This is a genomic window from Thermococcus onnurineus NA1 (genome assembly GCF_000018365.1).
GTDB lineage: Archaea > Methanobacteriota_B > Thermococci > Thermococcales > Thermococcaceae > Thermococcus > Thermococcus onnurineus.
Genome location: NC_011529.1, coordinates 1,387,981 through 1,402,447, shown reverse-complemented (window position 1 = coordinate 1,402,447; position 14,467 = coordinate 1,387,981). Strand labels below are relative to the sequence as shown.

Annotated in this window: 16 protein-coding genes and 1 tRNA gene; 9 read left to right on the top strand and 8 right to left on the bottom strand. The window is 53.2% G+C overall.

Going from position 1 to position 14,467, the window contains the following annotated elements; translation table 11 throughout:
* Nucleotides 1-29 precede the first annotated feature (29 nt).
* Both TON_RS07805 and TON_RS07800 read right to left on the bottom strand, forming a co-directional pair.
* Nucleotides 30-587 (bottom strand): aldolase, encoded by a 558-nt coding sequence (locus tag TON_RS07805; protein WP_012572489.1) that lies wholly within the window; start codon nucleotides 585-587, stop codon nucleotides 30-32.
* Nucleotides 584-1,165 carry an FYVE zinc finger domain-containing protein gene (locus TON_RS07800; RefSeq protein ID WP_012572488.1) on the bottom strand — a complete coding sequence of 194 codons (582 nt, stop codon included), beginning with the start codon at nucleotides 1,163-1,165 and terminating at the stop codon, nucleotides 584-586. The genes TON_RS07805 and TON_RS07800 overlap by 4 nt, the downstream gene beginning before the upstream one ends.
* A gap of 77 nt (nucleotides 1,166-1,242) precedes the next feature.
* Here TON_RS07800 and TON_RS07795 point away from each other — a divergent pair.
* A tRNA-Tyr gene (locus TON_RS07795) sits at nucleotides 1,243-1,320 on the top strand.
* Between the two features lie 134 nt (nucleotides 1,321-1,454).
* Nucleotides 1,455-1,895, top strand: coding sequence for a Tfx family DNA-binding protein (locus TON_RS07790; RefSeq protein WP_012572487.1), 441 nt, complete (start codon nucleotides 1,455-1,457; stop codon nucleotides 1,893-1,895).
* On the opposite strand, the gene TON_RS07785 is transcribed toward TON_RS07790, so the two are convergent.
* On the bottom strand, nucleotides 1,860-2,534 hold the full coding sequence (locus TON_RS07785; protein WP_012572486.1) for a CidB/LrgB family autolysis modulator: 675 nt from the start codon (nucleotides 2,532-2,534) through the stop codon (nucleotides 1,860-1,862). The two genes, TON_RS07790 and TON_RS07785, sit on opposite strands and share 36 nt — an antisense overlap.
* Complete coding sequence (locus TON_RS07780) at nucleotides 2,531-2,884, bottom strand: CidA/LrgA family protein (RefSeq protein ID WP_012572485.1); 354 nt, start codon at nucleotides 2,882-2,884, stop codon at nucleotides 2,531-2,533. Before TON_RS07780 ends, TON_RS07785 begins: the two co-directional genes overlap by 4 nt.
* Before the next feature lie 80 nt (nucleotides 2,885-2,964).
* On the opposite strand from TON_RS07780, the gene TON_RS07775 reads away from it, so the two are divergent.
* The gene (locus tag TON_RS07775) at nucleotides 2,965-4,413 is read left to right on the top strand and encodes a DUF2139 domain-containing protein (RefSeq protein ID WP_012572484.1); all 1,449 of its coding nucleotides are present in this window, start codon (nucleotides 2,965-2,967) and stop codon (nucleotides 4,411-4,413) included.
* A gap of 14 nt (nucleotides 4,414-4,427) precedes the next feature.
* On the opposite strand, the gene TON_RS07770 is transcribed toward TON_RS07775, so the two are convergent.
* A complete protein-coding gene (locus tag TON_RS07770) occupies nucleotides 4,428-4,733 on the bottom strand; it encodes a DUF3213 domain-containing protein (RefSeq protein ID WP_012572483.1) in 306 nt (101 codons plus the stop codon).
* Between the two features lie 10 nt (nucleotides 4,734-4,743).
* On the bottom strand, nucleotides 4,744-6,516 hold the full coding sequence (gene tes, locus TON_RS07765) for a tetraether lipid synthase Tes (RefSeq protein ID WP_012572482.1): 1,773 nt from the start codon (nucleotides 6,514-6,516) through the stop codon (nucleotides 4,744-4,746).
* A gap of 161 nt (nucleotides 6,517-6,677) precedes the next feature.
* Between tes and TON_RS07760 the strand changes: the two genes are divergently transcribed.
* The 5 genes from TON_RS07760 (at nucleotide 6,678) to TON_RS07740 (ending at nucleotide 12,308) form a co-directional block, all read left to right on the top strand.
* Nucleotides 6,678-7,037: a hypothetical protein gene (locus TON_RS07760; protein ID WP_012572481.1), complete on the top strand. Its 360-nt coding sequence runs from the start codon at nucleotides 6,678-6,680 to the stop codon at nucleotides 7,035-7,037.
* A gap of 9 nt (nucleotides 7,038-7,046) precedes the next feature.
* Complete coding sequence (gene udg / locus TON_RS07755; RefSeq protein WP_012572480.1) at nucleotides 7,047-7,634, top strand: type-4 uracil-DNA glycosylase; 588 nt, start codon at nucleotides 7,047-7,049, stop codon at nucleotides 7,632-7,634.
* Between the two features lie 310 nt (nucleotides 7,635-7,944).
* On the top strand, nucleotides 7,945-9,603 hold the full coding sequence (locus tag TON_RS07750; protein WP_012572479.1) for a Na+/H+ antiporter NhaC family protein: 1,659 nt from the start codon (nucleotides 7,945-7,947) through the stop codon (nucleotides 9,601-9,603).
* A 73-nt stretch (nucleotides 9,604-9,676) separates the two neighbouring features.
* Nucleotides 9,677-10,579, top strand: coding sequence for a pantoate kinase (locus tag TON_RS07745; RefSeq protein ID WP_012572478.1), 903 nt, complete (start codon nucleotides 9,677-9,679; stop codon nucleotides 10,577-10,579).
* A 49-nt stretch (nucleotides 10,580-10,628) separates the two neighbouring features.
* Nucleotides 10,629-12,308, top strand: a complete 1,680-nt coding sequence (locus TON_RS07740; RefSeq protein ID WP_048055182.1) for an ATP-dependent DNA ligase — start codon at nucleotides 10,629-10,631, stop codon at nucleotides 12,306-12,308.
* Here the strand turns inward: TON_RS07740 and TON_RS07735 are convergent.
* The gene (locus tag TON_RS07735; RefSeq protein WP_012572476.1) at nucleotides 12,298-13,005 is read right to left on the bottom strand and encodes a membrane protein; all 708 of its coding nucleotides are present in this window, start codon (nucleotides 13,003-13,005) and stop codon (nucleotides 12,298-12,300) included. The genes TON_RS07740 and TON_RS07735 overlap by 11 nt on opposite strands.
* Nucleotides 13,006-13,112: 107 nt before the next feature.
* Between TON_RS07735 and pyrE the strand changes: the two genes are divergently transcribed.
* Nucleotides 13,113-13,670 (top strand): orotate phosphoribosyltransferase, encoded by a 558-nt coding sequence (pyrE, locus tag TON_RS07730; RefSeq protein ID WP_012572475.1) that lies wholly within the window; start codon nucleotides 13,113-13,115, stop codon nucleotides 13,668-13,670.
* On the opposite strand, the gene TON_RS07725 is transcribed toward pyrE, so the two are convergent.
* Nucleotides 13,620-14,453 (bottom strand): MinD/ParA family ATP-binding protein, encoded by an 834-nt coding sequence (locus TON_RS07725; RefSeq protein ID WP_048055103.1) that lies wholly within the window; start codon nucleotides 14,451-14,453, stop codon nucleotides 13,620-13,622. The genes pyrE and TON_RS07725 overlap by 51 nt on opposite strands.
* Nucleotides 14,454-14,467 lie beyond the last annotated feature (14 nt).

The following is a 14,467-nucleotide window of genomic DNA, read 5'->3' as shown; positions in this document are numbered from 1 at the left end:
ATGGTTCTCTTCTTCCGTGTGTTTGATAATCATTTTCTGAGCAGATACCACAGCTTTGCGCTCTCCTCAACCAGTTCGGCCTTGTAGAATGCTTCCCTCAGGCTCTTCCCGACGGTGACGATGCCATGCTTTTCCATCAGGACGGCGTCTGACTGACATATAACCCCTGCGACAGCCTCTGCCAGCTCCTTCGTTCCGGCGGGCCTAAAGGGTACAATCGGTATCCTTCTTAGGTACAGCTCCGCCTCTGGAGTTATTATCGGGAGTTCCATCTCGAGCATGGTCGCTGCAATTATTGAATACGGTGGGTGGAGGTGGGCTATAGCCTTGACGTCCGGTCTCTCGCGGTAGATCGCCAGGTGGAGCCTGTACTCGGAGGAGGGCCTAATAGCTGACAGCTGCTTTCCGTTCATGTCGATTACCGCCACCTGTTCCCTCGCCATGTCGTCCATGATGGCCCCGGTCGCTTTGATGAAGATCAGATTTCCCTGTCTGATGCTCAGATTCCCGCCGAAGGCCGCCGTAAGTCCCCTCTCGTGGGCGAGATGAGAGTACTTAACAAGCTGGGCTTTAACAATACGGCTCATTTTCTCACCACCTTAACCCCATAACCGCAGTCTGCACAGTAGGCCTTCTCCTTGCGCCAGGCCAGCTCGCCGCCGCATATCGGGCAGGTGTGAATATCGTCCGCCTCATTCCAGCGCTCATAGGTCTCATCGTCTATCACCAGGAACATCCCTTCCTCGTCCTCCTCAAAGTAGCCCAGAACCGGGCTGCTCTCGAGCTCTAGGCTCTCCTCGTCTATGATTATCGGCTCGATACCGATGTTGCCCTCGTATTCAAGATCGTTGGTCGGCAGTATCTCCACCACGAATGCCTCTATCTTTTTGTCGTGGTAGGCTACCACTTCAAGCGCGTCGCTCAGCTCCCCGCTGGACGATATTACGTCGATGACGAGATTCCCGTTCCTCGGGAAGACCAGCGCAATTAAAAAGCGGCCCCTAAAAACGGCTAGACCTTTGTCCAGACAGATCTCCTCGAGGCCCAAACTCTTCATTGTTTCTCTAACGTCTTCGCCACTTGGCAGGTGGCCCCTCTCCATTATGAAGTTCCCTATCCATTTCGCGAGTGGCATTGCGAGCGTTATGGGTTCATAAAGCTTCATGCTCTCACCGAAGTTAGGTTTGGGAGAAAAATTTATAAACCTACCCAGGGCATTATGGAACGGGCTGGCTGTAGGGTCCCGCGGTAGCCTAGCCTGGGAGCGGCGGCGGACTGTAGATCCGCAGGTCCCCGGTTCAAATCCGGGCCGCGGGACCACCAAAATTCTCGCGGTTTTCTTGGGATACCTTGGCTGGAATTCTTGCCCTCTCTTCCTAGATTACGTTGAAGTCTTGCCTTTGGTATGGAAAAAGTTTTAACCCATTGATACATGTTAAACTCTGGTGTTTAAAATGGGAAGTAAGAGCTTCCTAACGGAGCAGCAGATTAAGATCCTCCGTCTGCGCGCTAGGGGTTTGAAACAGAGCGAGATAGCCGAGCTTTTAGGCACGAGCAGGGCTAACATAAGCATTCTTGAGAGAAGGGCCCTTGAAAAGATTGAGAAAGCTAGGAACACCATCACCATCTGGGAGCAGATAAACTCCAAGATAAGTGTTGAGGTCAGGAAGGGGGAGGACATCTTCACAGTCCCTGACAAACTCTTCAAGAAGGCGGACGAGCTTCAGATCAAGGTTCCTTACAGCACGGCGGAGATAATAGCCTTCCTCGTCGAGCACGCGCCAATAAGCGACAGAATAGCCAAGCGTGACTTCACGCTGTTCCTGGACGCCAGGGACAGGTTGAGGATAAGCGAGTGCCTACTTGAGGAGTTCGATGAGATAGGGAAGCAATAGAGACGTGAAGACGCCGTTAAGGGCCATAGCCAATCCGCTCACCGCCCCGGCCAGCTCGTCGTCGAGGATTATCCTAGCCGTCCCGAGGCCATGGGAAGTAACGCCCATGGCTAACCCTCTCGCTATTCTGTCCTTCACGCGGACGAGGTTCAGCAGCTCGACCCCAAGGGCATTGCCAAGGATCCCCGTCAGGATCACCAGAACGGCCGTTAAAGCTGGGAGGCCACCTATCTTCTCGCTTATTCCGATGGCTATTGCAGTCGTGACGCTCTTCGGCGCTATGCTGAGCAGAACCTCCTCGCTCCCCCCGAGGAGCTTCGCCATGTAGAAGGCGCTGAGTATAGCTATTGTTCCTCCGGCTACAATCCCTATGGTTATCTCCTTTGCGTATGCCTTTATCATGTTTCGGCCCTTGTAAACAGGGATTGCAAGGCTGACAACAGCCGGCCCAAGGAGGAAGATGAGTATCCTGGCGCTGTCCATGTAGTAGTCGTAAGAAATCCTTCCAGCTTTGAGGATGAGCGCTATCGTGAGTATCGACAGAAAGACAGGGTTCGTATAGAATGCCCTCTTTCTGTTGTGAAGCTCCGAGAAGATGCAGAATACAACCAGAGTGAGCGTTATCCCGAAGGGGCTCATCCGGCATCGCCCCCTTTTCTTCCCCTTATCAACTCAACCGTTTTCGCCGTTGCCAGGAGCGTTACAATGAAGCTGATGAGAAGCGCCCCGAATATCGGCACCACTTGGCTCTTTATCAGGCCAAGGTATGTCACTATGCCGACTCCCGGCGGAATGAAGAGGACGCTCATGTTCCTGACGAAGATCTCCGCTTCGTTCTCGACCCATTCTAACTTTATCACCCCGCTGAGAAGTGCGCCGAGCAGCAGGAGCATCCCGAGAACGCTTCCCGGGATTGAAAGACTGAGGGTTTCGCTCAGCCATTCGCCCATGAGGAAGAAGCCGAAGATTATCGCCAGCCCGCGATACATGGTTTCCCCTACGGCGCTGGGGTATAAAAGTCTCCCGAAAGTTCAATAAGAGGGAAGCTATATTCAATCCCGGTGATATTATGGAGCTGAAGAACTATCGCTTTCCCCCGCGTTACGGCCCCGAATGGGGCAGTGGTGGAATATTTGGCCTTAAATATTACAACGGCGTGCTCTACTACACCTTGGCCTTCGAGGCCGAGGCTCACTTCGTGAGGGACGGCGAGGAAAAAACCTACGACTTTACCCTAGTCGGGGAAGGCCCCACGAGCGGAGGGGATACCTACAACGCCGTAACGGGAGTCGATGAGTTCATCTACTTCGGCGGCTGGGTTCACGCTCCGGCCGTTTACAAGAACCGTACCATAAGCTTCGTCAACAAATACTCCCACGTCCACGTTTACGATACGGAAAACGACTCTATACGGCTCCTCTGGAAGGATTCAATCCACCATGAGACCGACTGGGCCGGGGAGATAAGCGATATCATCTACGACCCATACGGTGATAGACTTCTGCTCGCGAGGGAGGACGGTCACGCCAACCTCGGCGTTTACTCTCTGGATAGGAGAACCGGCAGGGCGGAAGAACTGATAGGTGATCCTTCGCCGAAGGGAACCCTCGTCCATGATGTGGCGTTCTTTGGAATCGGCAACAACTTTACGGAGGGGTTGAGGGAGTTAAGGGCTCTTGATTTGATAACCGGGAAATGGAATACCTTCAAGCCCGGAAGCAGCGTCGACGGGAGGCCCTATATAAAGGCAGAGCTTGGAGCCATGGCTTCCGCTTACAACAGGGTCTTCGCCTTTGTTCGTGGGGGTCTCTTTGCCGGCAACCCGCTCATGGGAGAGGACCTCACATTCTTCAGGCTCTTTGACTTCTGCACCTTCTACGCGCCCTTCAGGGTGAACGCGATAAACGTGGGCGGTGGAATACTGACTGCTTTCAACGCCTATCACGACGCGGCTTATCTGCCATCTGACGAGTTCAACTGGATCACCACCAACACGGTGGCCGGCCCTAGCGTCCTGGTTTACATAGCCCCGCCGATGGTGAAAATCGTTGGGGCCTTCGGGGCACGGATAACGAGCATCGAGAAGGTGGATGGAAAAATACTCCTTGGTACCAACACCGCGCCCAATACCGGGGCAACCGAGGCCACCCCATTTGACACGGGGAACAGGGACATAGTCGTGCTCGACGAGAAGATTCTCCAGGACAGGCCCCCGGCGGTGAGCTTCTCCATACCCCTCGCCCTTCCGAGCATGGCAAGGAACTTCGGCGCAGGAACTTTTGGAGGAATTCCGCTTTATGGCTACACTGAGCCGAGGGCAGTCTTCTACGCCAGCTCTGACAACAAGCTCACCGTTTACGAGTACGACCTCTCGCTCCCCCCATCTGGGGCTTACGCAGAGACCTTCGAGCTGAGACGCGGAAAGAACGTCTTGGACTTAAGCTCCTTCAGCGGGATAGTGTCCTTCGAGCTTGAAAAAGAGGACATGAAGGGAAAAGTGAGAATAGAGCTCCGCTGATTTCTTTTATCCTCTCAGGACTCCATCCTGCCGAGTATATTGCCCCAGGAGTGGCTGGACTCCAGGAGCTCCGCAACCGTTAGGTGTTCCTCCCTGACGACTTCTGGCTCGAGCTCCTTGAGCTTTTCAAGGAGTTTCTCCCTGCTCAGCTTCTCCTCGTCGAAGACTACAAAGCCGTTCTTGGCGTAGCCGTTGATGAACGCTCTCCACACACCCGCGTTTTTCAGGAGTTCATACTGCTTGACCACTGCCATCTCCCAGTCTATGTTGCCGAATTTGAAGCTGAGCTTGGTGAGCCTCTTTTCCCCGTTCACGGTCATTCCTATCACCTCAGGCCTTGGTGTTCACCCCGAAGTAGTCCTCTATCTCGAGGTAGGTCTTCCTGTAGAGCTCGCTGTTCTTCATCTTTTCGACGAACTCTTTGGTTCTAACGTACTTGTCCTTCTTGTAGTCCCAGTCCGGGTGTAGAGTCTTCCACTCCTCCCAGGTGTAGCTGAACTGTGCCTGCACCTTGTCCCTGTAGAGTTCCGGAATCACGTTGAATGTACAGAACGGCACTATCCTTCCGTCGGGCATGGCGTAGTGGATGACACAGCGCTCAACCCTCTCAACGTCGTAATTGTACTCGTCCATGAAATGCATCATTCCGAGGAAGAGCGCGTTTTTGTGGAACTTGCCCAGGGCGTCGTAGTTGCCGTGCATGAAGGCGTTCTTTATGAGGTCGAGGACGTCGAGTCCCTCTGGCGCGTACTTCTCATCGTAGAAGCTCTTGAACTTGATGAATATCTCAGCTCCGAGCTTGAGCTTCTGGAGCTTTCCAAGATGCTTCCAGTTCTCTATCTCCTCAGTCTTGGTCTCGAGGTACTCAACGAAGCCCTCAACGTCGAGGAACCTGCTTATCGGCACCACCCTCTTCTTTTTCCTGTCGAGGAAGATGTAGGTTGCCGCTCCGCAGCAGTAGTGGCTCGTCATGTAGTACTTGCTTCCCGTGAAGGCTTCAAAGAACCTTGCTATGTGACCGGCAATTGGTATTGGGTACCAGTCCTCCATGGCTATTGTGCCGTTGGTCTGCTCCTCTATGCGCTTTATTGCCCCTGGGATGGTTATCCTGAAGCGCTGGCGCTCCTTCTTGGGAACCCTTCCAACGAGGGAAATTGGCTGGAAGTTGACGCCGCGGACGATATCGAGATGGTTGAGGCCGAAGTTGATTATGGCACCGAGTTCGTGGTCGTTGACGTTCCTTATGGTGGTCGGGACGAGGACTATTCCCGGTCCGCCGGCCTTCCTAACGTTTTCAAAGATGAGCGGGATCTCCCAGTGATTCTTCCAGTTGGTCTGGGGCGTCATTCCATCGTAGCTCAGGTAGAGTGTGTTGACTCCAGCTTCTCTGATCTTCTTGACGAGTTCTGGCTCAAATGCGAGCTTGATTCCATCGGTGTTGAGCTGGACGTGGTCGTAGCCCTCTTCCTTGGCTATCCTGATGATCTCGATGAGGTCGTTCCTTAACGTTGGCTCTCCGCCCGTGAGCTGAACGGCGTTGGCCCCGATGGGATGCTCCTTCTTCGCATTGCGGAGCATCATGCGGATCTGCTCAAGTGTCGGTTCGTAGATGGGCTGGCCTTCCTTGGCATAGAAGAAGCAGTACCAGCACGATAAATTACATCTGTTTGTCAGGACTATGTTCAACAGGCTAGTGTGGGAGCGGTGCCTGGCGCAGAGTCCACAATCGAAGGGACAGTTGACACCTGAATTCTCAACGTTGAAACTCATGAGATTGAAATCGTACCTCCACTTCTGGAAGCGATAGTACTGCTCAACGCTCTCATAATAAACATCGGTGATCAGGCCCTCGGGACAGCGCTTTGTTATCCAAACCTTTCCATCCTTCTCCCAGATCAAAGCGGGAACAACCTTCCTCGTCTCGGGACAGAGGGAGTACGTCTTGTGCGGCAGCGGCCCACCGTAGGCCCTGCTCGCATTCTTCAACATATCCTCAAACTCCTCAGGGGTTATCTCTGGAAACTCCAGTACGTCCCTGACCCTCTTCGTGAGTTGCTCGAACTCTTTTTCGCCGCTGGGTACTTCATCAATGCTCTCGGCCATATGTGTTCACCTCTTCAACTCCAACTTCTAGTCATTTCTCCAATCCGCAGGTATAAAAACTTTTGCGTAAATATGCAGATTTTCCTTCATAGGTATGGCATGTGTCTGGGCAGCAGGCGAAGGCGTTAAAAGCCAAGGCTCAAACTTAATGCGGTGGTAGAATGCCGGCGAGAGAGATGAGGATGGAGATGTTCCTCCGCGCGCTCCTCAAGAGGGACTTCACCAAGGCCAGGGCTCACCTTGAGAAGCTCCAGAAGATGGCCGGGAGCGACGAGTGGGGAAGGGGTTATGGCAAGGCCATAAACGGTTTCATGAGCGCCATAAAAGACAACGACCCTGATGCACTGATAGTCCAACTTATAAGAGACCATGACCGGGAGAAGGCCGAGAAACTGCTCGAGCACTTTGAGGGAATCCTTGAGCACGAGTTCCGCGACGAGTATGAGAAGGGCTACTACACTGCCTGGGTCGAGTTCCTCAAGGCTTATCTAGCCCAGAAGACGCTCGCACTGAAGCGTTGAGGTGTTTTCATGGGCAAGGAAGAGCTGATGAATAAGCTCGAGGAGAAAATAAAATCCTGTCGGAAGTGTCCCCTTGGCGAGCTCAGAACTAACGCCGTACCCGGTTCGGGAAGTTATAACGCCAAGGTCATGTTCGTCGGTGAGGCACCTGGCTACTGGGAGGATCAGAAGGGGCTTCCTTTTGTTGGGAGGGCAGGAAAGGTTCTCGACGAACTCCTGGCTGAAATAGGCCTGGACAGGGATGAGGTTTACATCACGAACATAGTCAAATGCCGTCCGCCTGACAACCGCGACCCTACGGAGGATGAAATAAAGGCCTGCTCACCATACCTCGACAGGCAGATAGACATCATAAGGCCGAAGGTCATCGTTCCACTTGGGAGGCACTCGATGCGTTACATACTCGAGAAGTTCGGCTTCGAGGTCGAACCCATAAGTAAAATCCACGGAAAGGCCTTCGAAGCCCACACGCTGTTTGGAAAAATCGTCATAATGCCAATGTACCATCCGGCCGTGGCTCTTTACCGCCCAGCGCTGAAGGAAGAGCTTAGAAAGGATTTCCAAAAGCTGAGGGAGCTGACTGGAGAATCTTTGTGAAAATTTCTTAACTTCTCAATTACTCTTCTGAGTGACTTCTCCTTTCTGCCTTCTTTTAAGGTTTAGTTGTGCTTTTCTGAAGCTTTTTTTTGGGAAAGGTTTTTATGGTATTAGTGAGCATTAATGTACTTGAAAGTCTTCATTAATGCAGAAATTCATAAAATTTGCCCTGAATGCAGTAACTAGGCCTTTAATGGATGGAATCGTTCCAGAAAATTTTTCGAGAATAAGGCAATACGACAAAGGATATACAGAAAGCTTTATATTCTCTCCGTGTTCCTTTGCATGAAACACCTCAGGAGGTGAAAATGTGTCGGACTTTGGTGTGTTGGCATTGCTGCCCCCATTGGTTGCCATTATCTTAGCCATCTGGACAAAGAGGGTCATCCTGGCGCTGTTTGCGGGCGTCTGGATTGGTGGAGTGATGGTCGCCGGCGGTAATCCGGTAGTCGGGACCACCCAGACGCTGGAGTGGATTGTCAGTAGCGTTACAAGCGACTGGAACGCCAGGATACTCATATTTAACTTCCTGATAGGTGCGGGTGTCGGACTTATCTACAAGTCCGGCGCAGTCCACGCGCTGGCGGCTTCCCTGGTAAGGAGGGTCAAAAGCAGCAGAGGGGCCTCGATCCTCGGATGGATCCTCGGTATACTGGTGTTCTTCGATGACTACACCAACACCATAGTCGTCGGAAACACCATGAGGCCCATCACCGACAGGATGAGGGTTTCCAGGGAGATGCTCGCTTACATAGACGACTCTACCGCGGCACCCGTGGCTGGTCTTGCGCTCGTCTCAACGTGGATAGGCTATGAACTTCTCATGATAGGCAAGGGCTTTGATAACGCCAACATCGTTTATGGAACTTATGACGCCTGGCTGTCTAGCGTGCCCTATAGGTTCTATTCGATACTGGCAATAATACTCGTTTTCATCGTTGCATACACCCACAGGCACTACGGCCCCATGCTGAAGGCAGAATATCGCGCTAGGACTGAGGGCAAAGTCCTCCGCGACGGTGCGAAGCCCCTCATGACCACCGAGGTTGACCTAGGCACGCCCAATGAGGGCGGAAGTCTCTGGGACTTCGTTATTCCGCTCCTTGTCCTCGTTGGCGTCTCCATGCTTGGCCTCTGGTACACCGGAGCGGCCAACCTTGAGGCATATAGTCAGGATCTCGGCTGGTGGACCGAGTTGGAGAACCCGTTCGGTGTCAACTTCCTCAACTACAGCTTCATTGAGTCCTTCCGTGAGGCCGACGCTGCCACCGCGCTTCTCTGGGGCTCCTTCGCAATGGTCGTCGTTGCCAGCATAATGCTTTTGGGCAGGAGGAAAATGACGGTGGAGGAGTGGGAAGACACAGTAGTCAGGGGAATGAAGCAGATGCTCTTCGCCAACACCATCCTCGTCCTTGCTTGGAGCCTCGGAACCGCCGCTGAAAGCGTTGGAACCGGCGACTACGTCATCAGCCTTGCGACCAGCTCTGGGGCGAACCTCGGACCATGGATGCCGCTGATAATGTTCCTCTCTGCGATGTTCGTTGCGTTTACCACGGGAACTAGCTGGGGAACTTTCGCCATAATGGTTCCGCTTGGAGTCCAGCTCAGCCTGGCCTTCACCAACGGTCAGGTTAATGAGATAGTCTTCGCCACCATCGGAGCCACGTTTACCGGAAGCATCTTCGGCGACCACTGCTCACCCATCAGTGATACCACCATCATGAGCTCCATGTTCAGTGGTTCTGACCACATAGACCACGTCACAACCCAAATACCCTATGCCTTCACGGTTGCGACAATTGGCAGCGTGCTGTACCTCCTGTTCGCCCTGGGAGTCACGAGCTGGGTTATACTCCTGCCGCTGGGTATAGCCCTCCTCGTCGGTGCGTGGTACGTCCTCAGCGAGTGGTACGGCAAGAAGTACGGCATACCGCACGGCAAGGTGCCCATCTACGTTGCCGAGGAGTGATTTCCTCTTTTTCCATCCTTTCCTTCACCAATTTTAAAAACATGAGAGAGCACTCTTCTTGGAGGTGATGGTGATGCTGATTAGAGCTTTCGTTCCCGCCCACATCACAGCCTTTTTCGTCCCGCGCTTTCACGATGATCCGCTCAAAGCAGGCTCTCTGGGGGCCGGTGTGAACCTCTCCAAGGGCACGAACGTCTTTCTCAGTGTTGAAACCGGAACGCTGGAGAGGCACATTCACGTGGCCTTCAACGGCGAGCCTGTGAAGAAGGACGAGGCCGTGATAAGCCACTCCGTCGCTGAAGAGCTCGTTCCAATGGATTTCACAGGTGAGGTTGAGATATGGCAGTACTTCGACTTTCCCAACGGCTACGGCTTTGGCAACAGTGCCGGCGGGGCCCTGGGCACGGCTCTGGCTCTGAGCTACTCCTTCGGTGGGACGTGGCTCAGGGCTGCGCAGACGGCGCACAGACACGAGGTGATCAACAAGGGTGGCCTGGGTGATGTCATTGCACAGCTCGCCGGTGGGATAGAGATTCGGGTTAAGGCAGGAGGTCCGGGAATAGGTCTGGTCGATAACCTGTTCTTCGAGGACTATAAGGTTCTCGTTGTTCCACTCGGGAGGCTCTCTACCAAGGAGGTTCTCGACGGAGACGTCATCAAAGCCATAGAAGCCGAGGGTTCTAAGGCCCTGGAGAAGCTTCTGGCAGAGCCTAAACCCGAGCGCATGATGATCCTCGCGAGGGAGTTCGCCGAAAGGACCGGTTTGCTGGACGGCGAGCTCCTTGAACTAGCCAGAGAGCTGGACAAAGTGATCTCAAACCCAAGCTCGATGATAATGCTTGGTAGGGGTCTCTTTGCCCTCCTTAAACCGGAAGAAGTTGAAAAAGCTCGGGATATCCTCGCTGACCTGGAAGTTCCGTTCGACGTCGTCGATGTTTTCATGGGCAAGCCCGAGGTTGGCAGGTGGGTAGGATAGTCTTTTATCCCCTTACTTCCTATTCTTCTTGGTGGTGAGCATGGGAGACATGAAATACACTGAACTCTCTGACCTTTACCGCAGGCTCGAGAAGACTACCCTCAAAACGCTCAAGACTAAGTTCGTGGCCGACTTTCTGAAGAAAACTCCAGATGAGCTTCTCGAGGTGGTCCCATACCTGATTCTTGGTAAGGTCTTTCCCGATTGGGACGAGAGGGAGCTTGGTGTTGGTGAGAAGCTCCTCATAAAGGCCGTATCTATGGCAACCGGTGTTCAGGAGAGGGAAATAGAGAACTCAGTCAAGGACACGGGAGATCTGGGCGAGAGCGTTGCCTTGGCATTAAAGAAAAAGAAGCAGAAGAGCTTCTTCAGCCAGCCGCTCACGATAAAGCGCGTTTATCAGACTTTCATTAAGATAGCCGAAGCGAGTGGCGAGGGAAGCCAGGACAGGAAGCTGAAGTACCTCGCAAACATCTTCATGGACGCCCAGCCGGAAGAGGGTAAATACATAGCAAGAACCGTTCTCGGCATGATGAGAACGGGCGTTGCCGAGGGCATACTTCGCGATGCCATAGCCGAGGCCTTCAAAGTCAAAGCCGAGCTCGTTGAGCGTGCCTACATGCTCACGAGCGACTTCGGCTACGTTGCAAAGGTGGCGAAGCTCGAAGGCAACGATGGCCTAGGGAAGGTTCACATTCAGATTGGGAAGCCGATAAGGCCGATGCTCGCCCAGAACGCGGCGAGCGTCAAGGAGGCCCTCCTCGAGATGGGCGCCGAGGCGGCATTCGAGATAAAGTACGATGGAGCGAGAGTTCAGGTTCACAAGGACGGCGACAGGGTTGTAATCTACTCCAGGCGGCTGGAGAACGTCACGCGCTCTATCCCCGAGGTCGTTGATGCCATAAAGGCGAGCATAAAGTCCGAAAAAGCGATAGTTGAGGGTGAGCTTGTCGCTGTGGGTGAGGGTGGAAGGCCAAGACCCTTCCAGTATGTCCTCAGGCGCTTCAGGAGGAAATACAACATCGAAGAGATGATAGAGAAGATCCCGCTGGAGCTCAACCTTTTCGACGTCCTCTACGTCGATGGAGAACCCCTGATCGACACCCCCTTCCGCGAGAGGAGAGCTAAGCTTGAAGAAATCGTCGAGGAGGGCGAAAAGCTCAAGCTTGCCCAGCAACTGGTCACGAAGAAGGTCGAGGAGGCCGAGGAGTTCTACAAGAAGGCCCTTGAACTTGGCCATGAGGGTCTCATGGCGAAGAGACTCGATTCCGTCTACGAGCCCGGAAACAGGGGCAAGAAGTGGCTCAAGATAAAGCCCACCATGGAAGATCTCGACCTTGTCATAATTGGGGCGGAGTGGGGCGAGGGAAGGAGGGCACACCTGCTCGGCTCCTTCCTGGTTGCGGCCTATGACCCGCACAGCGGTGAGTTTGTGCCGGTCGGGAAGGTTGGCAGCGGCTTCACCGATGAAGACCTCGTTGAGTTCACCAAGATGCTCAAGCCCCTCATCATCGGTGGTGAGGGCAAATTCGTGGAGATTGAGCCGAAGGTGGTCATCCAGGTCACCTACCAGGAGATACAGAAGAGTCCGAAGTACAGGAGCGGGTTTGCGCTGAGGTTCCCGCGCTACGTGGCTCTGAGAGAGGATAAAAGTCCTGAAGAGGCCGACACGATAGAGCGCATCGCCCAGCTCTACGAGTTCCAGGAGAGGTTCAAGGCTAAAAAGTGAATTCTGAAGCTAGCTCCTCCCTTTCTTCTTCAGGGGCGAGTTTCAGCGCCAGCTCGGCCGCTCTCTTCGCCATTATGGGAGTTGCGAGCATGAAGGCTGTCGAGACCGCTCCCAGAACTGCCACCGCCCCGGCAGACAGCCCTTGGACGACCGCCAGCGGAGGCAGGTCGTAGAGCGTGTGTGCCGCCATTGAAAAGGCCAGTCCGTAGAACCTTTCCCAGCCACTTCCACCCAGCAGGAAGCCTATCGAGATCGCTGCCCAGACGGTGTGGAGTCCGATGAGAACCGCCCTAACACCGATCAGGTATACATCCTCCTCAAGTACGATTATCCCAGCGGTGTAGAGAATGCCCTCCATAAGACCGAGGAAGAGGCCAGTTCCAATCACGAGTTTCCACTTCTCCCATCCAGGGGAGTCTCTGAAGAATCCCAGCGGGAGGAGTTTGATAGTCTCCTCGACGAGGCCTGCTGTAAAAGCCAGAGCCAGCCAGCTCTCAAGGAGAAGAATGGGGAGCTCGAGGAATGATGCAAGTACCAATGCCAGAAGTCCCATTCCAAAGCTTCTGCCCCTCCACCCGACTTCTGGAAGTGTCCGCCAGGCTCTCAGTGTATGTTTTATCCCCAAGGGGAGGCTGAGACCCCCAACGATGATCACGACGGCAAAGTAGTGCTCAATAACCCTTTCGACGGTCAGCATAATATTTTCCTCAGCCTTTATCTCTTATTAACCTGACGCTAAGATTTTTAAGTTTCGTGTCTATTTCTCCCAGAATTTACGCGACTATTAACATTAAGGTGTCCAAAATGAAGGACGAGCTCATCGAGATGATCTTTCGGGAAGGGGCTATACTCTTCGGGCGCTTTGTTCTCACCTCCGGAAAGGAGAGCGACTACTACATCAACGTCAAAAAGCTCATCACGAATCCCCGGGCGCTGAAGCTTATTGCAAAGCTGATGAAATCAAGGGTCGAGGAACTTGGCATCGAGTTTGATAAAGTGGCCGGCCCTGAGCTTGGGGCGGTTCCAATAGCCACTGCATTGGCTCTCGAAACGGATAAATCCCTCATCATAGTCAGGAAAAAAAAGAAGGAGTACGGAACAGGAAAGCAGATAGAAGGTGAAGTGACGCCTGGCGACAGGATACTCCTGGTCGAGGACGTCACAACCACAGGAGGCAGCGTCCTCAGGGCAGCTGAGATTCTTGAGAAAGAGGGCGCGGTGGTTGTTGCTATAAGCGTTGTTGTGGACAGGGAAGAGGGGGCCAAAGAAAAAATGACGGAGAAGTACACTTTTCTTCCGCTCGTTACGGTCTCAGAGCTTTTTGCCCGCAGGGATTCTGCCCCCTCGCAAATGAGAGAATAATGATTTGTAGAGCCTGTGGAGAGACCCTTCCTTTTTCTTTTCCCCGAATATCCATTCACCCATGATGTCGCCCGCCTCGACGATGGCTTTTGAGGCTTTTGAGTGAGGTGCGTAGTCAACAACTGGCCTTCCCTCGTTGGTTGCTTCTGGAACCTGATAGTCATAGGGAACTATTCCCACAACCGGAACATCGACGCTATACTCGAGGAACTCCACTATTTCGTCGATGTTCTGCGAGGATTCCCGGACCTTGTTAAGTATGACCCCAACTTTCAGGCCGTAGGCCTCCCCGAGGGCCTTCAGTTTGACAACTTCGTTTTCTATCATTCTGTGAACCGAGTGTATCGGACAGCGCTCTATTTCTACTATGATTAGCTGGTACTGGGCAAGCCTGAAGGTTGAAATAGTATCGAAGGGTATTCCGACCGGTGAATCTATGAATGTAATCTGGTATCTCGTTTGAATCTCTCTCACAATGTCCTTAAGCCTTCTCTGATCTAGGTCAAGGACGTCGTAGAGCTTTGAACTTCCTGGGAGCACATCGACACCCGTTTTGATGTCATGGTAGACTGCATCCGGGACCCTCATCTCGGGATCCTTTAGCAGGGTATGGAGGTTGTAAACCGGATTGTATATGCCGAAGTGGAATGCGAGCTTTGGAAGATAGAGGTCGCCATCTATGACCAGAGTTCTGTAGTTGTTCTTGGAGAAGTAAGTGCTCAAATTAGTTGTCATGGTGGTCTTTCCTGCCCCACCCCTACCGGTTATGACTACTGATACCACTGGCTAGGCCCCCT